The organism is Sphingobacterium sp. UBA7038, assembly GCF_002494055.1.
Lineage (GTDB): Bacteria > Bacteroidota > Bacteroidia > Sphingobacteriales > Sphingobacteriaceae > Sphingobacterium > Sphingobacterium multivorum.
The window spans coordinates 37,889-58,054 of the sequence record NZ_DLAV01000023.1 but is presented as its reverse complement, the minus strand read 5'-3'; the positions used below and the strand labels follow the sequence as shown (position 1 = coordinate 58,054).

General features: G+C 40.0%; 14 protein-coding genes. 8 read left to right on the top strand and 6 right to left on the bottom strand.

Annotated elements, in window-relative coordinates:
- Positions 1 to 4: 4 nt before the first annotated feature.
- Both B3H30_RS15880 and B3H30_RS15875 read right to left on the bottom strand, forming a co-directional pair.
- On the bottom strand, positions 5 to 847 hold the full coding sequence (locus tag B3H30_RS15880; protein ID WP_088160701.1) for a universal stress protein: 843 nt from the start codon (positions 845 to 847) through the stop codon (positions 5 to 7).
- 10 nt (positions 848 to 857) lie between these two features.
- Positions 858 to 1,706: a universal stress protein gene (locus B3H30_RS15875; protein ID WP_088160702.1), complete on the bottom strand. Its 849-nt coding sequence runs from the start codon at positions 1,704 to 1,706 to the stop codon at positions 858 to 860.
- A 422-nt stretch (positions 1,707 to 2,128) separates the two neighbouring features.
- Here B3H30_RS15875 and alaS point away from each other — a divergent pair, with 422 nt between their 5' ends.
- The 6 genes from alaS to B3H30_RS15845 all read left to right on the top strand — a co-directional run bounded on the left by alaS (position 2,129) and on the right by B3H30_RS15845 (position 10,870).
- Positions 2,129 to 4,744 (top strand): alanine--tRNA ligase, encoded by a 2,616-nt coding sequence (gene alaS / locus B3H30_RS15870; RefSeq protein WP_286834584.1) that lies wholly within the window; start codon positions 2,129 to 2,131, stop codon positions 4,742 to 4,744.
- A gap of 168 nt (positions 4,745 to 4,912) precedes the next feature.
- Positions 4,913 to 6,010, top strand: coding sequence for a TlpA family protein disulfide reductase (locus tag B3H30_RS15865; protein ID WP_070567241.1), 1,098 nt, complete (start codon positions 4,913 to 4,915; stop codon positions 6,008 to 6,010).
- Positions 6,011 to 6,113: 103 nt separating this feature from the next.
- Positions 6,114 to 6,809: a response regulator transcription factor gene (locus B3H30_RS15860; protein ID WP_046672195.1), complete on the top strand. Its 696-nt coding sequence runs from the start codon at positions 6,114 to 6,116 to the stop codon at positions 6,807 to 6,809.
- A gap of 238 nt (positions 6,810 to 7,047) precedes the next feature.
- Positions 7,048 to 8,385, top strand: coding sequence for a dihydroorotase (locus tag B3H30_RS15855; RefSeq protein ID WP_070567239.1), 1,338 nt, complete (start codon positions 7,048 to 7,050; stop codon positions 8,383 to 8,385).
- 9 nt (positions 8,386 to 8,394) lie between these two features.
- Positions 8,395 to 9,450, top strand: a complete 1,056-nt coding sequence (locus B3H30_RS15850; protein ID WP_070567237.1) for a S66 peptidase family protein — start codon at positions 8,395 to 8,397, stop codon at positions 9,448 to 9,450.
- Between the two features lies 1 nt (position 9,451).
- On the top strand, positions 9,452 to 10,870 hold the full coding sequence (locus B3H30_RS15845; protein ID WP_070567235.1) for a M14 family zinc carboxypeptidase: 1,419 nt from the start codon (positions 9,452 to 9,454) through the stop codon (positions 10,868 to 10,870).
- Positions 10,871 to 10,928: 58 nt separating this feature from the next.
- Here B3H30_RS15845 and B3H30_RS15840 read toward each other — a convergent pair whose 3' ends face one another.
- The 4 genes from B3H30_RS15840 to B3H30_RS15825 all read right to left on the bottom strand — a co-directional run bounded on the left by B3H30_RS15840 (position 10,929) and on the right by B3H30_RS15825 (position 18,040).
- Positions 10,929 to 12,398 (bottom strand): RagB/SusD family nutrient uptake outer membrane protein, encoded by a 1,470-nt coding sequence (locus B3H30_RS15840; protein ID WP_201639512.1) that lies wholly within the window; start codon positions 12,396 to 12,398, stop codon positions 10,929 to 10,931.
- A gap of 16 nt (positions 12,399 to 12,414) precedes the next feature.
- On the bottom strand, positions 12,415 to 15,621 hold the full coding sequence (locus tag B3H30_RS15835; RefSeq protein WP_286727385.1) for a SusC/RagA family TonB-linked outer membrane protein: 3,207 nt from the start codon (positions 15,619 to 15,621) through the stop codon (positions 12,415 to 12,417).
- A 122-nt stretch (positions 15,622 to 15,743) separates the two neighbouring features.
- On the bottom strand, positions 15,744 to 16,805 hold the full coding sequence (locus B3H30_RS15830; RefSeq protein WP_286834583.1) for a dipeptide epimerase: 1,062 nt from the start codon (positions 16,803 to 16,805) through the stop codon (positions 15,744 to 15,746).
- Between the two features lie 8 nt (positions 16,806 to 16,813).
- On the bottom strand, positions 16,814 to 18,040 hold the full coding sequence (locus tag B3H30_RS15825) for an NlpC/P60 family protein (RefSeq protein ID WP_286709854.1): 1,227 nt from the start codon (positions 18,038 to 18,040) through the stop codon (positions 16,814 to 16,816).
- A 420-nt stretch (positions 18,041 to 18,460) separates the two neighbouring features.
- On the opposite strand from B3H30_RS15825, the gene B3H30_RS15820 reads away from it, so the two are divergent.
- Together B3H30_RS15820 and msrA are read left to right on the top strand one after the other, a co-directional pair.
- Positions 18,461 to 19,492, top strand: coding sequence for a N(4)-(beta-N-acetylglucosaminyl)-L-asparaginase (locus tag B3H30_RS15820; protein WP_070567228.1), 1,032 nt, complete (start codon positions 18,461 to 18,463; stop codon positions 19,490 to 19,492).
- 151 nt (positions 19,493 to 19,643) lie between these two features.
- The gene (gene msrA / locus B3H30_RS15815) at positions 19,644 to 20,159 is read left to right on the top strand and encodes a peptide-methionine (S)-S-oxide reductase MsrA (protein WP_286709853.1); all 516 of its coding nucleotides are present in this window, start codon (positions 19,644 to 19,646) and stop codon (positions 20,157 to 20,159) included.
- The last annotated feature ends 7 nt before the right edge of the window (positions 20,160 to 20,166 follow it).

Below are 20,166 nucleotides of genomic sequence, written 5' to 3'. Positions count from 1 at the left end.
TTGGTTACTCTACACGCCCAAAAAAGTTTGGCACCTCAATTTCAAAAGCCAGATGCTTAACAATATTTTCTGTAAAAATGTTTTGGAAAAAAGTTTTTCTGCTTTTTGTGATCAAAATAACATCGATATCTTCATCCCGGATAATGGTATGGATACCGTTAGCAATATTCTCTCGTGAACCTGCAAAATAACTTGGCGACTTGATGATATAGGAAATATCCTCGATACCAGTTTCAGCAATGATCTGTTCAATCCAATTTTTAAGTTTTTCTCCTAATATATTGATATCTAGGTTGTTTTTGTTGATGTGGATAAGCTGTAAATGGAAATTTTTTCCATACAATGGTATCGCTTGTTTAAGCACTTCAAGTTCACCGGGTTTGAAATTTGTCAATAGAGCGATGTTGTCATTTTTGAATTTTGTCACGTTTTTCGGGATGGCTAGAACAGGGATCTTCGACTCTTTAATGACATCATATGTATTGCTTCCAATCAATACAGATTCAAGTCCGGTCACTCCTTTTGTACCCATAATCACCGTTTGATAGACCTCTTTTATCTCTTGTTTATCCAGTGTTTCAGCCAAAATACCGTTGGCAAATAAGGTAGAAATTTTAAGCGAAGGATATTCCTGTAGAAGTTCGGCTACAAGTTTTTCCATCTGATGGCGAGCTTCTCCCTCGGTGGGGTCTACTAAATGCTTCGCATTTGCAAATTTGTTGATATGCGAAGTGAACGAATGAAAGAGTGTAATCTCATCATTTGTTGTCGTCGCGATTTGAGCTGCATAAAATGCGGCAACTCGTGCGTTTTCGGAATAATCTACTGGTATTAATAGTTTAGACATGGCTATAAGGTTATGCTTTAGTAAAAAATATTGGAACTAAGGGATGACTAAATAATGCTTTTGCAACGGAACGCGTAAAAACACGTTCAAAGAACGATTTCCTCGATCGTGTCACCAGTAATATTTTGATCTTTTCCTCATGGATCATCTCATTAATCACTTCCGGAACCGTATCTAAGTCCTCAATGTCGCCTTGTATTGAATCCACTTCTATAGCAATATTGGTCACACCAATATATTTTTTGATCTTATATTTCCATACTTCAAGCTTGTCTTCGATTCTGTTTTCTGATGAATGATCGTAGTGAACATGCATAAGTTTTAGTTCAAAGTCTTTGCCGATAATGTTGACAAAATCCTGCACGGTCTGTACCTCTTCTTCTTTAAAATTAGACAGTAAGCCAACTTTGTCAATAGGTGTAAAGGACGCTTCAGTTGGGATGGCCAAGACAGGTATTTTGGCTTTTTTGCTAATGACATAGGTCGTGCTGCCAATAAGTTGGCTGTCGTCATTGGTGATGCCTTTAGTCCCCATGATGACAAAATCGAATCGACTAGGAGTGGCGAGCTCCGGTAGTGTTTCAGTAATCATACCGCGCTCACATTGGGTGGTTATTTCAAGCGTAGGATGCTTTAATTTTATTGATTCTGCCAGATTTTTAATAAGGATATCAGCTTTGAATGTTTGGGAAGTTGCCTCGTTACGGCTATTTTCTTCCTCAAATACAGCAGAAGCCGAAGTATAATTGTGGTAAAGATGGATAGAATACCCCTTTTCGAGGGCAAGGTCCACTGCGTAATTTACAGCATTATTAGAATGAGCCGAAAAATCTACCGGTAGTAGAATGTTTTTTTTCATTAGAAGGAATTTAATCTACAAAATCTAATCTTATTTATTTTGCATTTAGGGAATGTGCGTGAAAGTGTACTGGATTCCCTATTTTACTATCAAATGTAATAAAACAAATGTAATTGTGAATGACCTTAAGTCAAATAGTTTTTGTTGTTTTACGTATTGAATTTGACGCGCTTTAGACAAATATGAATAACGAATAACAGTTTTAAAATGTTGTATTTAATATCAGTTTGTGATTTCTGTCATATCTAAAATAAGTGTACCCTAATTGTCTGTATGTTATCTCCTGATTTTTTTGTTTGAAAAGTCAATATTGAAGTTTTGGTCGTTTAGAGAAAACAGTCGTTTCAAGGTCAATATATGGAATTCTACATTGCATAACCTACCAATTTTGAGTAAGTTTGCACATATTTTTAGATAATTAAATGACAAGTAGAGAAATTCGTCAAGCCTTTCTGGACTTTTTTAAAAGTAAAGGGCATCAGATAGTACCTTCAGCACCAGTAGTGGTAAAAAATGACCCGACATTAATGTTTACCAATGCGGGGATGAATCAATTCAAAGATTTGTTTCTTGGTGAAGCACCCATCAAATTCCCGCGTGTTGCCGATACGCAACGTTGTTTGCGTGTTTCCGGAAAGCACAATGATTTGGAAGAAGTAGGGATCGATACCTACCACCATACGTTGTTTGAGATGTTGGGAAATTGGAGCTTTGGTGATTACTTTAAGAAAGAAGCTATTGCTTGGGCTTGGGAGCTGTTGACAGAAGTATATAAATTAGACAAAGATCGTTTATATGTAACTATTTTTGAGGGGGATGCAAAAGAAGGCTTAGAACGTGATATGGAAGCTTTCGATTTCTGGAAAGAATGGATTGGTGAAGATAGAATTCTCCTTGGTAACAAAAAAGATAATTTCTGGGAAATGGGCGAGACAGGGCCTTGTGGACCTTGTTCCGAAATCCATTTCGATATGCGTAGTCCGGAAGAGCGCGTACAGACTTCAGGGCAGAGTTTGGTCAACGCAGACCACCCTCAAGTAATTGAGATCTGGAACCTTGTCTTCATGCAATTTAATCGGTTGAAAGATGGTTCACTTCAGTCGTTACCAGCTAAACATGTGGATACGGGAATGGGCTTTGAGCGTTTGGTGCGATGTATACAGGGGAAGACCTCCAATTATGATACAGATGTATTTACGCCTACCATTGATTTTATTGCTGAGAAGTCAGGTATAAAATACGGTATAGATGAAAAGTCTGATATTGCCATGCGGGTAGTGTCTGATCATATTCGTGCGGTTAGTTTTGCAATTTCCGATGGTCAACTGCCATCCAACAATAAAGCTGGCTACGTGATCCGTCGTATTTTACGTCGTGCAGTACGTTATGCGTATACATTTTTAGGCTTTAAGACTCCTTTTATCAATGAACTTGTACCTGTATTGGCAGCTCAGTTCGCCGGAGTATTTGACGAATTGATCCAGCAGCAGGATTTTGTACAGAAAGTAATCTTGGAAGAAGAGGTTTCATTCTTAAGAACGTTGTCTACGGGCGTCCAACGTTTTGAAAATTATGTGGAGGACCACACCGTAATTAATGGGGATTTTGCTTTTGAATTATACGATACTTATGGATTCCCGATCGATTTGACGGAATTGCTAGCGCGCGAAAAAGGTTTAACAGTTGATATGGAAGGTTTCAACCAGGCACTTCAAATTCAGAAAGATCGTTCTCGTGCTGCCACTGCTATAGATACGGGTGATTGGGTTGTGGTAAATGATGATGATGGATTTGAATTTGTAGGCTATGATACGTTAACTGCCGTTACTGAAGTTATTAAATACCGTAAAGTTGTTGCGAAAAATAAAGAGCAATTCCAATTGGTGCTTTCTGTTAGTCCTTTTTATGCCGAAGGTGGTGGCCAAGTAGGCGACTCTGGAGAATTGGTTTCCGAAGAAACTGGAGAAAAGATTTATATCACAGATACGAAAAAGGAAAACGGTCTATTTGTACATTTTACAAACAAATTGCCGCTGGAATTGAAAGGAACATTTGTTGCGCAGGTCGATAAAACCAAAAGAATCGATACTGAAAACAATCACTCCGCAACACATTTGCTGCATGCTGCCCTGAAGCAGGTGTTGGGAAGTCACGTGAATCAAAAGGGATCATTGGTCAACGCAGATATTTTGCGCTTTGATATCTCTCATTTTGCAAAAATGACTGAAGAAGAGGTCAAACAGGTGGAAGATATTGTCAATGCCAAAATTCGTGAAAATATTCCATTGAAGGAGGAACGAAATGTACCTTATCAACAAGCATTGGATTCGGGCGTAACAGCACTATTTGGTGAGAAGTATGGCGATTTTGTTCGTGTAATCACCTTCGAAGATCAATATTCTAAAGAATTGTGCGGTGGTACACATGTTAAAGCAACGGGGCAAATAGGTTTTTTCAAAATTGTTTCTGAATCTGCTGTAGCAGCTGGTGTACGTCGTATAGAAGCGATCACTGGAACTCGCTCTGCAGCTGTTATCCGCGAGCATTTCGAATTGGTTCACCACCTGAAAGAGCTCATGAATAATCCGAAAGATTTTGTTTCTGCACTGGGTAAAATCATCGATGAGAATGGTGCTTTGAAAAAAGAGGTAGAGAAAAGTATTACAGAAAAATCCTTAGCGTTAAAGTCAGATCTGGAAGCAAAGATCCAGCAGGTCGGCGAGATTAATTTCTTGTCCACAATCGTCGATCTACCGAGTGCAGAGGCGGTGAAAACCTTGGCTTATGCGGTAAAGGGGGCTGTTAATAACTTGTTCCTGGTGATCGGTGCTGAATTTGATGGTAAGCCAAGTTTGACCGTTGTCATATCAGACGAATTGGCCAAAGAAAAAGGGTTGAACGCAAGTAATATTGTGCGTGATTTGGCTAAGGATATCCAAGGTGGCGGCGGTGGTCAGCCGTTCTTCGCAACAGCTGGAGGTAAGAACCCTGCTGGATTAAAGGTTGCAATTGAGCGAGCAATAGATTTCTTGAAATAAATTTTATACAATACCAAGCCATCGGATTTATTCGGCGCCTTCCTTGGGAGATCCGAATAAATCGGATAGTTTTCACGATTCTTAAAGCTGTGACATGTAGCGTGAATCAAACAGAGCAAAGCCATTTGCGTAATTGGGAATAGGTACTTAACAAATAAAAATAAACGGATGAAAAAGGCAGTTTTTTTAGCAGTAGGGATCGTTGGTTTGATGATGGGTTGCCAAAATAAAGAGCAATTTACCATCGCTGGAAATGTCGAAAATCCTGGCAATATCAAAGTTATTTCATTGTATGAAGGTGATACCAAGCTAGATTCAATGTTTTTTGGCGATAATAACAAATTTCAGTTCGTACGACCTGCTAGCCAATCCAGACTGTTGTCCTTGCGTGTAGGTAAAAATCGGTACGATTTGATTGCTTCTCCGGGGGAGACGATCACATTTAAGACAGATCTTCATAAAGATGTAAATGATTATCAAGTGGATGGGTCTGAATTGTCAAAGACGATACAGCCTTTTGCCAAAGAGCGAAATTATCGCGATTATTTACAGGACTCCTTACAGACGGTGTTTTCTAAGCTGACAGCCAATTCAACAGCAGCTGAGATCGAAAAGATTCGTGCTGAATATAAATCAAAGTTTGCGGAAGAATTGCGTACATATACAAAAAAAGCCGTCGATTTCGCTAATAAACACAATGATCTTGCTGGTTTTTATGCGATCTCTACCTTAGATCCCGAAGTCGCCGAAAATGAAATCATTACCTATGCAGAGAAAATAAAGAATGAATTTACGGAGAACAGATATGTGACACAGTTTAAGGAGGAGACCCAAAAGCTAAAAAAAATGGCTATTGGACAACCTGCTCCCGAACTGACTTCATTTACGCCTTCCAACAAAGAGGTAAAATTGTCGAGTTTTAAAGGAAAATATACCTTGGTTGATTTCTGGGCTTCATGGTGTATGCCTTGTCGCCAGGAGAACCCCAATCTCGTTAGGTTGTACAATACTTACCACGCTAAAGGCTTTGATATACTCTCCGTTTCATTTGATGATAATCCTGGCTCATGGATGCGTGCTATCGAAGATGACAAGTTAACCTGGACACATGTATCAGATTTGAAAGCTTGGAGCTCACCAGTTGTGATTGATTACCGTGTGAAAGCCTTGCCTACCTCTTATATTCTCGATCCGAACGGCATTATTATAGCAAAGAACCTGCGCGGCGAGGAGCTGGAGGCATTTTTGAAGAAAACAATTAAATAATCAATCTGTTATTGTTAAATATTATATTACTTAATAATTTGGTAACATTAGATTAACTGATTGTTATCATTTTGTTTATAATTTAGCAAAAAAAATAAGACAAATGAGTTCTTCGAAACAAAAGATTTTAATTGTTGATGACGAAAAAGATATCTTGGATTTAATTGCATTCAACTTAAATCGTGAAGGTTATCAGGTCTCTACAGCGCAAAATGGGGAAGAGGCAATCAACGTTGCTAAACAAGTAAATCCGGACCTCATCATTTTGGATGTGATGATGCCAAAGATGGACGGAATTGAAGCTTGTCGCATCATGCGCGCAATGCCTGAATTCAAAAGTACATTTATGGTGTTTTTGACTGCTAGAAGCGAAGAGTATTCGGAGATCGCAGGATTTCATGTCGGTGCAGACGACTATATTGCAAAGCCGATCAAACCGCGTGCGCTAATGAGTCGCATCAATGCTATCTTAAGAAGAAATGCTTCCGAAGAGTCAGATGCTGCCGTTCAGGATAAAATTGAAATTGCCGATTTGGTTATTGATCGAGATTCTTTCTTAGTCTACAAAGGGGAACAAAAGATCGTTCTTGCAAAGAAAGAGTTTGAGCTATTATATTTGTTGGCTTCAAAACCGAATAAGGTGTTTACGCGTGAACAGATCTTAAAGAGCATCTGGGAAGATTCTGTTGTTGTGACTAACCGTACAATTGACGTTCACATCCGCAAGCTGCGTGAAAAGATAGGAGACGATTATGTAACCACTGTAAAAGGAGTGGGATACAAATTTGATAAAGAATAAAAAAAAGAGGCCAAAGCCTCTTTTTTTATTGATTAACTTTCCGCAGTATAGATTCTATACGATTCGCCTTGCGCCAAATCTGGACAAATCTGGGGCAGATGTTTCCAATTTAACATAAGAGAAAGGAGCGGATTTAGTGAAGGAATTGCCATCGTTATAGGGAACTCTTTCTCGAGATGACTTGATATCACCGCAACAAATCTTTACTTTTGACCTAAAGCAAAGTAAAAATTTCAACATGTCATCTATTCTTATAAAATCTGCACAACTAGTCAATGAAGGTAAAGTTGAGGTTGCTGACGTATATATCAGCAATGGTCGAATCGAAATGATTGCTCAGGAAATTAATCATCCTGCTGATCAGGAGATAAATGCTGAGGGGCTACACTTGCTACCGGGACTTATCGATGACCAGGTTCATTTTAGAGAACCCGGGTTAACTTATAAAGCGGATATATGGCATGAGAGCCGCGCCGCAGTTGCTGGTGGGACAACCTCCTTCATGGAAATGCCTAATACTGTCCCGAATACGTTGACTCAGCAGTTGCTTCAAGATAAATATGATATTGCAGCAAAAAATGCATTGGCCAATTACTCATTCTTTATGGGGGCGGCTAATGATAATCTTGAGGAGGTGCTTAAAACTAATCCAAGAGATGTCTGTGGTATCAAAGTTTTTATGGGGTCATCTACAGGGAATATGTTGGTGGATAATGAAAAAGCGTTGGAAGGGATCTTTGCGAATGCTCCGACCTTGGTGGCTACGCATTGTGAAGACGAGGCGACGATAAAGGCAAATCTGGCCCTATTTAAGGAAAAATATGGTGAGGATGGATTGAAAATTGAGATGCATCCATTGATTCGTTCTGAGGAAGCCTGCTATTTATCCTCGTCGAAAGCTGTCGAATTGGCAAAAAAGCATAATACACGCTTGCATATCCTTCATATATCAACAGCCAAAGAAATTGCATTATTTAGTCATGATATTCCATTAAAGGATAAAAAAATAACGGCTGAAGCTTGTATCCATCACCTTTGGTTTTCTGATCAGGATTATGCTTCAAAAGGTAATTTTATCAAATGGAATCCAGCTGTAAAAACAGCCAATGATCGCGACCAAATTCTAAAAGCTTTATTAGATGGGCATATCGATGTGATAGCGACAGATCATGCTCCGCATACAATGGAGGAAAAATCGCAGCCCTATGCTTCAGCGCCAAGCGGAGGACCTCTTGTACAGCATGCATTGCAAGCCTTGTTGGATATGGTCAAAGCGGGAAAAATGACCCTGGAACAATTGGTGCAAAAATCTGCACACAATACGGCTACATTGTTCCAAATCGAAGATAGAGGTTACATTCGTGAGGGATATTGGGCCGACCTTGTGTTGGTCGATCTGAATAAACCTTATACGGTTTCGAAAGCAAATATCCTGTCAAAATGTGGCTGGTCACCATTTGAGGGACACACATTTAGTTCAACGATTGAACATACTTTCGTATCAGGTAAACTTGCTTTCTCCAATGGGCGACTTATTGAGAAAGGTGCTGGTGAACGTCTGTTGTTCAACCGATAGTATTTAACAATGGAAAAAAGAGCCTTTCTAAAATCGGTTGCTTTAAGCATGTTGTCTATTCCTGTACTGGGAATGGGATTGCCAACCGGAGACAAAAATGAATTGTACGGCCAAGCGGCTTTGCTTGCAACGAGGTTAAAATTGGGGGATACCATAGGTTTAATTACACCTGCAGGTGTATTGGATGAGGAAGAGTCCATTAGCATTGCGCGTGAAATATTCGAGACACTGGGTTTTAGAGTAAAAGAAGGTAAACATATTCGCAGTCGCTACGGTAATTTGGCCGGTACAGATCAGGAGCGTATTGCCGACATACACGATATGTTTGCAGATAAGACTGTCAAAGCGATTGTCTGTATCAGGGGTGGATCGGGTACTTCGCGCCTTTTAGATCGGCTAGATTATAAACTGATTTTCAATAATCCCAAAATTCTATTGGGTTATTCAGATATAACAGCGCTTCTTTTGGCCCTGTATACAAAAACAGGACTTGTTACATTTCATGGCGCAGTAGGTATCAGTACATGGACCCAAAAACTTGCAGAGGCTTTTAAAGCCCAGTTTGTTGCCAATCAGCCAGCGATATTTGAGAATCCCAAGTTGAAGGGGGATACCATTGTACAGACCAAAGACCGAATAGCAACGATTCATCCTGGCATAGCAGAAGGAATATTGTTGGGTGGGAATATGACCGTATTGACCGGATTATGTGGTTCACCTTATCTGCCGGACTTTAAAGATAAAATTCTTTTTATTGAAGAGGTAGACGAAGATATGGAACGGGTAGATCGGATGTTCTGTCAATTGAAAAATGCGGGTATATTAGGCGTAATTAAGGGCTTTATTTTTGGCAAGTGCACCAATTGCAAACCATCTGCTGGCTATGGATCCGTAACACTTGACCAACTGTTCAATGATTATATCAAACCTTTGAAAATTCCGGCGTATACAGGGGCTGTCGTTGGGCATATTGCCGAACAGTTTATTTTGCCCGTAGGAGCAAAAGTCCGTGTAGATGCTTCTCAAGGTACAATTGCTTTAATGGAGCCTGCATTAAAAGATTAATATGAAATTAGTAAAAGTTGATTTCATCAAAGCCTTTTCTTTATATGAAGAAAAGGCTTTGATGCATAGAAGATTTAAACATGCTGATATTTTACCGTTATTAGAAAATATCAGGAGCTATGGACGTTTCACTGTAGCGGAAATTGGGAAGTCCACTGAAGATCGTTTGATCTTTCGACTACAATACGGACAAGGGCCAATCAAGATACTTTTATGGTCACAAATGCATGGTGATGAACCTACGGCGACAATGGCCCTGTTTGATCTATTTAATTTCTTTGGCGGGAAAAATGATGGTTTTGATGCCTTTAGAGATGACATCGCATCAAAAATGACTTTATATTTTATTCCGATGCTAAATCCTGATGGAACCGAAAGGTTTCAGCGTAGGACAGCCATGGATGTGGATATGAACAGAGATGCAAGGGCAGCAGCAACAGTGGAAGGAGCCTTATTGAAGTCGCAAGCCATGTTGCTAAAACCTGATTTTGCTTTTAACCTGCATAACCAAAACAATTACTACAACATTCCCGGAACAAATACGCCAGTGACAATTTCCTTATTGGCGCCTGCTTATGACTATGCGCGGAGTATCAATAAAACTCGGGGAGATGCGATGCGGGTGATTGTCGGAATAAACAAGATCCTTCAGGAATTTGTTCCAAATGCAGTGGCAAAATATGACGATGAGCATACACCGCGCGGTTTCGGTGATAATTTTCAAAAATGGGGCGCCAGGACGATTTTAATTGAATCAGGAGCTTATGTTGGTGATATCGAAAAAATGCTGGTCCGAAAATGTAATTTCGTGGCTTTGTTTAAAGCATTTGAGGAAATTGCTGACCAATCCTTTAAACAGCATTCGATTACCGATTACGATGCAATTCCCTTCAATGATGAAAAGCTCCATGATGTGTTGCTGAGAAATTTGACCATTGAGCGGAGTGGAAAAACATTGCTTGTCGATGTTGCCATCCGGCAGAATGAAAAGACAATTGGATCAGACTATTACGTAGAGGGTATTGTTGAAGATATTGGCGATCTGCAAGATTTTTATGGTTATGTAGATATTGATGTTACAGGAATGGAGTTTGGCCCAGCCAAGATGTATATGGAGCCATTTGCTTCGTTGGCAGATTTAGATGATGCCATCGTGATGGGATTACTTGAAAAAGGCTATGCCGCTGTTATGATTGAAAATGTGATCCCGGGAGAAGTTTTGCATAACCTTCCAATTCGTGTATTAACTAAAAAAGCTATAGAATTTTCACAACAATTAGCTCTCGGAGCTCAGGCGGATTTTTTCCTTCGGAAAGAAGGTAAGATCATTTACGCCGTAGTTAATGGTTGGGTGGTCGATTTGAAAAAACCAAGGCAACAGCAGTATAAAAATCAGATAAGTCAGGAATGCTTAATATAGCTCAAAAAAGAAAAAAGGTCACAGCATAGGCTGTGACCTTTTTTCTTTTTTGAGACTACTAGTAGCCGGTATTCTGTTGATTTGCTATAGCTGGGTTTGCATTCATCTCATCCAGTGAAATAGGAAGAATGGTTTTAAAGAAGGTTCTATCGATCGTTTTTTGTCTATTTGTTGTGCTTATATTTCCTAAATCATCATCAAAAGTTATCGATTTGTTCCAGCGCATCATATCAAAGAAGCGATGACCTTCTCCAAGGAGCTCTTTGCTTCTCTCATCGGCAATCATATCTAAAGTAATCGTGCCTGAGGTCGCGACATCTAATTTTGGAGAACGTTGGCGTATTGCATTCAGGTAATTTGCTGCAAGGACCTTGTCAGGAGATGATTTTAGTAGAGCAGCTTCAGCAGCGATAAGATATACTTCGGACAAACGGATGACCTTAATATTGACAGCGGTACTATTTGCTGTTGAATTTTTATCACCGGCAAGCGTGGTGCTACCGCTATATTTATAAACCGCTCCTAAATGGGTGGTGCCGACTTCATCATACGCCATAACACCCCATCTGACATCTGTCTCGTCTTTCTTAAGTTTGGCCAAGAATGGATCTGCGGCTATAAAGTTTCCCAATATGGCTGTACTGCCATGTCCTTTTCTGCGGAACATCGCACCCAGTGAACTAGTCCCTGCATCAGCTTCATTCGGATAAACACCCAATTCTAGAATAGATTCAGTTCCAAACATACCTGTCCAGGATTTTACCCAATTTTCATTGCTATATAATGTGTAAACTTTGGAGTCTATTACTTCTTGAGCGGATTTTAGCGCGTTTTCATAATCGTTCATGTAAAGGTACACGCGAGCTTGAAGCGCTTTATTGGCGAAAAAGTTAAAATATCCATCCGATTTAGATTTTGGCAAAATGTTTTCCGCATCCTTTAGATCCTGTACAATTTGTTTGTAGTTTTCTTCGACAGAAATGCGTTTTTCCTGCGTACTATATTCGAGGACTTTTGTCACATTAGGAATACCAAGGGAAGATTTATCCATATTGTAGGGTTTTCCATATAGCCTCACAAGATCAAAATTGATGAGGGCTCTTGCGGTCAATGCTTGTCCTTTGTAGGTATTAAAATTTTCGGTTGAACCGGCAGCGACTAGTTTATCGATATTCGTCAAAAGATTATTAATCTGCACAAGTGCATGAAATCCTTGTGTCCAGATACCTGAGTAAGGATTAGAAGAGGCTGAATGATTAAAAACATAAAGATAATCATAACCGCGACCCTGAGATGCTATCGTAAAGTCTCCTCCTTTAGCATCAGCATAGAGTGGGAAATTTCGTCCGTAGTAGGCGACGTTTGCCATTTTACTCATTAACCCATTGATGATAACTTTTGCGTCGGCAGCAGTTTGGATAGAGGAATTAGAGTCACCCATATTAGTCGGTGTGACATCCAGAAAGTTGCTACAAGAGCTGATTGCTAATGATATTGTTATGCACGAGGCAATAAAAAGCTTTTTCATAATACTGTTTTTTTTATTAAAAACTAAATTCGACACCAAAAGTGTATGTTTTTGCCAATGGTGTTTCCCAACCGCGCGTACCAAACTGGTTGACTTCCGGATCCATATACTTATATTTCGAAACAGTCAACAAATTGCTTCCATTGAAAAATACTCTTGCATTGGAAATGCCGGCCCGCTTTAAAAACTCATTTGGTAATCTATAGCTCAAAGAAATGTTTTTTAATCTAAGATAGGATGCGTCAAATAGCTGCCTGCTACTGATTTGGTTAACATCTTCCAGATCTCTTCCCGTTACCATTGGGTAAGATCCTCCGGTATTTGATGGTGACCAGCTGTTTTCCGTAAAATAAGCCGCATGAATTCGCTCCCAATAATAGCCATCGTCGGCAACATCTTTGGATGTAGCGTCATAAAGTTTACCGCCTATTTTATAAGCGAAATTAAATCCTAGTGAAAAGTTTTTATAGTCAACATCAGAGTTTATACCTCCGTATAACTTAGGATTTGCATTTCCGATGATGGTTTGTTTCGCTTTTTTGTAGTCATAACTTGCCGCCTTTCCATTAAATATAAAGTCGCCATTAGTGCCATCATTTGTATACCAGACATTTTTACCATTGGTTTGATCGGTACCTGCCCATTCCAAGCCAAAGAATGATAAGGATGACTCTCCTTCACGGTAAATAAATCGGGCTCTATCGTCTCCCCCTGTGGGATCGAACCAAACGATATCCCGTCCACCATATAATTTTGTAATTTTGGATCCGATGATTGCGGCATTTGCGCTTAATGTCCATTTCCAATTTTCGTTTTTAACGATATCTGAACCTAATTCAATCTCGATCCCTTTATTGTTCATTTCACCAACATTTCGCAGTATGGAGCCGAAACCAGTTATTGTGGAGATTGGAACGTTCTGTAGTAGGTCCTTCGAGTCTCTGTTAAAATATTCAATAGTACCAAATAGTTTGTTGCGGAACAGGCCAAATTCTAATGCGACGTTTGTGGAGTAATTTTTCTCCCAAGCGACGTCCGGATTGCCTAGATTATTTAGACCACCTCCTGGCTGCGTCATGTATTTGTTGGAATAGCTTGTCAGATTTCTCCAGGCAAAAAGGTCGGTAGGTAATGTTCCATTTACGCCATATGAACCTTTGATTCTGAGGTTGTTGATTTCCTCAATCCCTTTAATAAAAGATTCTTTTGCCAGATTCCAGGAGCCGGCTAAAGACCAAAAATTACCCCAACGAGGACCTGGTGCTAAGCGTGATGAACCGTCCCTTCTAAAGGATGCTGATGCAAAATAGCGTTCATCATAATTGTACTCGGCCCGCGATAGTACAGACATCATATTATTGCCCCAAGAATAAGCCGATGCATCCAATATACCTGCAGTGGCGACCGTATGAAGGGAAGAGGATGGTAGATCTTTCCCCGTGGCACGGATAAAATCCGTTGTATTTTTTTCAGCCTCGAAGCCTGCTAACAACCCGATATGATGTAAGCCGAAGCTTTTGTTGTAATTGGCGGTTGTGGATGATACCAATTTCTCAATGGACGTAGAAACCTCGGTAACACGGCCATTATCTGCCATTCCGTTATAATGTTTCGCACTATAGTAAATATGATCTTTGACCTCTGTTCTGTCATAGGAGAAAATAGTCTTCAAGGTAAGTTCAGGCAATAACTTCAATGATAGAGATTCTATAGCTGATAATTTGCTCGTTTTCGAAGAGTTTTCCCATTCTTTATTATAGTATAAAGGATTGTATGCAAGACTACCGTAGCGAGCCGTATATTCCTTACCAGTTTTATAATCCGTTGGCCAATACATCTGCCATAATAAATTACTGGTTTGATACAGGTAATTTGTTCCTGTATTTCGGGTGTCATTCATTCCAATAAGCTTGTTGTTGGCGTAGTTGACATTTGATCCAAATTCAAGATATTTTCCAATTGTTTGCGTCAAATTAATCCGCCCATTAATTCTGTCAAAATTATTCTCGATCACCCTACTTTTGTCCTGCGTATAGCCTAAGGAAGCATAATAATTGGTTTTTTCAGTTGCTCCACTTACCGAAATATCGTTACTGTTGAATATTCCCGTTCTGAATAAAGCATTGTTCCAGTCATAATATTGACCATCTCTATTCACGACACCATCAGTTTTTCCTGAAATATGTACGTTCTCCCATTGGGTGGTCCCATCCGTACTAAATTGATAACCATGAATACCAAAACCATAAGAAGAAGTTGGCTTACCATAATTTGCCGAATTTGGATTCCAGTCCAAGGAATTTAAGCGGAATAAAGTATTTTTATTCGCCTGTTCAGCGGTTTGACCAGCTGCTATTCTAGAATCATATAAAACGCTATAAAGCATGTTGATTTGATCCTGTACGGAAGCAGGTTCATTATTTTTTGTTGCCCAGGAAGGGCTAATGCCAATAGAAGACTTGACATTGATCTTTGGATCTCCATTTTTACCCCTTTTGGTGGTGATGATGATGACGCCATTTGCGGCTCGGGATCCATAAAGAGAAGAGGCAGCGGCGTCCTTAAGCACAGAGATTGATTCTATATCACTCGGATTTAATGTGCTCATGACGTTGTTTGTATTAACAATGTAATCTCCCATTTGTCCGACACTTCCCGAAATAACTGGAACACCGTCAATAACATATAATGGCTCATTCGATGCGTTCATGGAGCCTATGCCTCGAATACGAATCGCCGAAGTAGCCCCCGCTTGCCCCGATCCATTTGACATTTGTAGACCCGCGACACGACCGGTAAGTGCTTTTTCAAAAGAGGTGACAGGTTGTTTATCAATAGCATCTGATTTTATTTGTGCCGCCGAACCGGTATAGGTGCTTTTTTTAGCCGTTCCATAAGCAATGACAATGACTTCGTCCAAAGCTTTTTCATCACTGTTAAGTGAAATACCGATAGTTTTGCGGCCATTGACCTGTACTTCTTGTGAGCTATAACCTACGGCAGATATACTCAATGTTGCATTGGCGTTTGCGTTTAGGGTAAACAGGCCATTTTCGTTTGTGGATGTCCCTTGATTAGCGCCTTTTACATTAATCGTAACTCCGCTAATTGGTTTTCCGTTGCTGTCTGTTATTTTACCAGCAATTTGGATCTGTTGTGCATATAAAGACTGCATCGAACTACAGGCTATGAGACACAACGTTGTGAGCACATGTTGTTTCATAAAAGTGTGAATTGATTAATTTAGTTGTTAATATTTTGGTGCTGTCGAGTGTTGGTCAAACTTGCGATAGCAATTCAGTGCAATCTTTTCTTTAAGAAAAAAACATTGCACTGAATATAGGGTTATTTTCTTACAATTCCAATTCCCGGACGGTCGGGGAGAAGGCAATTGCCATTTACCACGGTCATGCCGTCGTATATATCATTTGCAATTAATAAAGCACCGTCTAGATCTGCCCAGTCTGTTAATGGTGCAAGTTGTGCCGCTGCACTGATGGCGCAAGAAGTTTCTGTCATACAGCCGATCATAACTTTCATTTCCAAAGAACGAGCAAGTTCTGCCATTCGCTTCGCTTCGCGCATGCCCGTGCATTTCATCAGTTTAATGTTAATACCCGAATAAACCCCCTTTAAACCCGGCACATCGACCAATCGTTGGCATCCTTCGTCGGCGATTGTGGGAATTGGGCTATGTTCTGTCAACCAAGCATTATCATCGATCTGCTCTTTAGGCATAGGCTGTTCTAAGAAAGAAACATTTCTTTCTGCAAGCCAATGCGCCATCTCCAAGGCTTCTTCACGTGTTTTCCAACCCTGGTTCACATCGGCGCATAATGGTCGATCCGTAACCTGACGGATGGTATCAATAATCATTTTGTCGGTGTCGAGCCCCAGCTTCACCTTTAAAATTTTAAACTGATCAGCNNCAGCCTCGGCAACTTTTTGGCGGATCATTTCTTCTGTATCGATTCCGATGGTGTAGGACGTCGGTGGGATAAGGTCAGGATTTAACCCCCAGATTTTATAATAGGGCTGGTTCATAATTTTACCAAGGATATCATGTAGGGCAATATCAATGGACGCTTTTGCAGCCGTGTTTTTCGAAGCAAGCTGATCAATATAATGCAGAATCTCTTCGGTTTGAAAAGGTGAGTTAAAACCTGTGAGATCAATTTGATTCAAAAACGAAATCACGCTATCTTGCGACTCGCCAAGATAGGGTGGCATACTCGCTTCGCCATAACCGATAACGCCATCATACTCTAATTCGGTCAATACAACCGGTGTTGTGCTTCGGCTAAAGGAAGCTACTGTAAAGACATGGCGCAAAGTTAGCGTGTAAGGCCGAAACCTTAATTTAAAGGCCCCAAAATCTTTACTAATCCATTCAGATTGATTGCTCATCGCTATGTTTATTTATTGTTGTAGTAATTGTTTTCAACGACTTTCTGTATTGCGCTATCGTGAACTCCGAGGTAACGGCGTGCAGCAACCACAGTTCGGGTTTGAAAATCATCATAGTTAGCTGCATCCTTTAGCATGCTGTTGATCCGTACCAAGCCTGCAGCATGAATAAAGGTTCCATTGCCGATATAGAGTGCAACGTGTGTTACACGCGCATTAGGATTGCTATTTTTGCCTGCCGCAAAGAATAATAAGTCTGCCGGTTTCAGATTTTTAAGTGCTTTCTCAGGGTCGAAATGCCCTTCTTGATCTAAAATGTCGATTTTTTCACCTGCAAGTACTTGTTGCGATGCATCTCGCGGAATTACGAAGCCGTTCATAAAGAAACTTGTTTTAGTAAAACCGCTGCAATCTACGCCTTTTACTGATGTCCCACCCCATAAATAGGGTAGACCCAACATTGTTTTTGCACTGGCAATAATATTTTCCGCCGTAGGTTGGCGTGTTTCAAACCAATTTTTTAAGGTTAGACTTTCTGATTTTTTAATATAACCTAAACGTCCATCCGGATAGGCAATTTCATAAAAATTGCCTTTCTGTCCTTTCAATTGAAGGATGTCACCATAAACGAGATCAGATACCCGCTGGCTTTTTTCATTGGGTTCAGAATATGATTTTCCAAATTCAGCTGTATAAATCACTTTTTCCGCTTGTCGCCAATTGGCCAGCATGGTTTTGTCCATGGCTTCAATAGACGAACTAGGAACCCATGCGATATAGCCGTCGGGTGTACGGACACGGTAGTCACCGCTCTTTTTTTGAAGAAGGTCAACTTGCGTTCCTAATAAAACCTGGCTAGTCAGCTCGGCAGCATTATCTGGAAATGTGCGCATATTTGCGACGGAGAGTCTGATTACTCCAGTCGTTTTTTCGCCTACACTTGCATCGGGCAAGAGCTGTACTTGAATATTGGCTGATATATCTTTTGCCTTTTGCTCTAAAACGAATTTAGCATTTTTTTCAGTTGTTTCGAGCACATATTGGTTCTGTGCTATATCCGCTTTCTGGATGGCCACGATCTTGGTTCTTTTATCGGGAGCAAATTCACGTTTTACGTTTTCTTGCAACTCTTTGATCGTGAAATAAGTCGTGGAATCTAGCTGCTGCGCCTGACTGCTTTCAACCCCTATAAGGCTTGCATAAGCTAAAATAGCGAATTTAAGAGTGTTTTTCATGCGAATTAGTTTGTTTCTAAAGATAGGATTAATTCATAATATAAGTCAATTTTTATTGTCGATTTTTAAGTGATTTTGATGTTATGTTGCTAAAAAACGAATTTTTAGGTTTAATTTTAATTAAATCATCTATTTGCTAAAACCATTTTGTAATATTGCTTATTGATTGTGACGGCAACATTCTTCTTCCGTTTACGGCGAAGCTGTAAAAATGTAGCATAACATTTTACAGCGGATATTGACGAAGTAGGTTTGGGGGAGATCTGATGCAAGATAGTGTAATATGCTAGAAAAGAAAGTGATGCTCTTGTACAGTCAATGATGAAAATTTCTTGTATTCGGTAGACTGAAAGCAGTTTTAATGATTGTTTTTTGCCGGATTAATAAATAGCGATAGTTTTATAAAATAGTAATAAGGAAATGAGTTCAAGACGTGATTTTATTCGGCAAGGTTTGATTGCTGCGACGACAATGGGGACATTAACCGCATTTGATGCGAAAGGATTGACGATTGCAGCAAAAGGCAGTGTTAAAAAATACCCTATTGTAATTTCAACTTGGGACTTTGGGATCGCAGCAAATAAAGCCGCTTGGGAAATATTGTCGAAAGGTGGTAAGGCATTGGATGCCGTTGAACAAGGCGTACGTGTACCCGAGGCTGATCTCAAAAATATGACAGTTGGTAAAGGTGGTTATCCAGATCGCGACGGTCACGTCACACTTGATGCTTGTATCATGGATGCGGATGGTAACTGCGGTGCTGTTGCCGGAATGGAAAAAATTGGACATCCAATATCTGTAGCACGGCTGGTTATGGAAAAAACACCCCATGTCATGCTAGTAGGCGAAGGCGCATTGCAATTTGCGTTAGAAAATGGTTTTAAGGAAGAAAATCTACTGACCCCGGAAGGTGAAAAGGCCTGGAAGGAATGGTTGAAAGAGAAAAAATACAAACCTGTAGCCAATATTGAAAACCAATCTTTTGCCGCAGAACGTTTGCCGGGAAATCAATACAACCACGATACGATCGGTATGTTGGCGTTGGATGCCAATGGAAATATTTCTGGAGCCTGCACCACGAGTGGTATGGCTTTCAAGATGCATGGTCGGGTAGGAGATAGCCCTATTATTGGAGCCGGACTTTATGTCGATAATGAAGTTGGGGGTGCTACTTCGACCGGAGTTGGTGAAGAAGTTATCCGAAATGTAGGTAGTTTTTTGGTAGTCGAATTGATGCGTCAGGGTTATTCTCCCGAAGATGCCTGTAAGGAAGCTGTTATGCGTATCGTTAAGAAGAAGCCTGCAATTGCAAAGGAAATCCAAGTTGGATTCTTAGCAATTAATAAAAAAGGGGAATATGGTGCCTATGCGCTACAACAAGGTTTTTCCTATGCGGTTTGTGACAGTAAACAACAAGATTTATTGATTAAAGGAAAGCACTACTATAAATAGTAAAAATAGGGGCTTACGGGTTCGAGGAGCGATGAAAGCAAGGTATATCATTGCCGATTAATCATTATATTTGTTTAAACCTATAGCCGCAGCTGATGCATCGGCTATAGGTTTATAAAAGTGAGAGTAAAATACGCAAGGTTATAAAAGTATGAAAGCAACATTTGGAGGAGGATGTTTTTGGTGTACAGAAGTTATTTTCCAAAACACTGAAGGGGTAACATCGGTATTACCTGGTTATATGGGGGGACATGTAGATAAGCCGACTTATGAGCAGGTCTGTACGGGGACAACTGATCATGTTGAGGTTGTCGAGCTAGAATATGACGACGAGCTGGTGAATTATGAAGATCTCTTGAAAATCTTCTTTAAGACCCATAACCCGACGACATTAAACCGTCAAGGTAACGATGTGGGTACGCAGTATCGATCAGTTGTTTTTTATCATAATGAAGAACAAGAGATCTTAGCACAGAATTTTATCGATGAATTGGAAAATGAGGATGTTTACGAGGACCCTATTGTCACAGCGGTAGAACCTGCGTCTACATTTTGGTTGGCAGAAGATTATCATCATAATTATTTCAATGATCATCCTGAAAATCCATTTTGTTCAGTAGTCATTGCTCCAAAACTTCAAAAATTCCTAAAAGAATTTAAAGCTTAAAAAGACA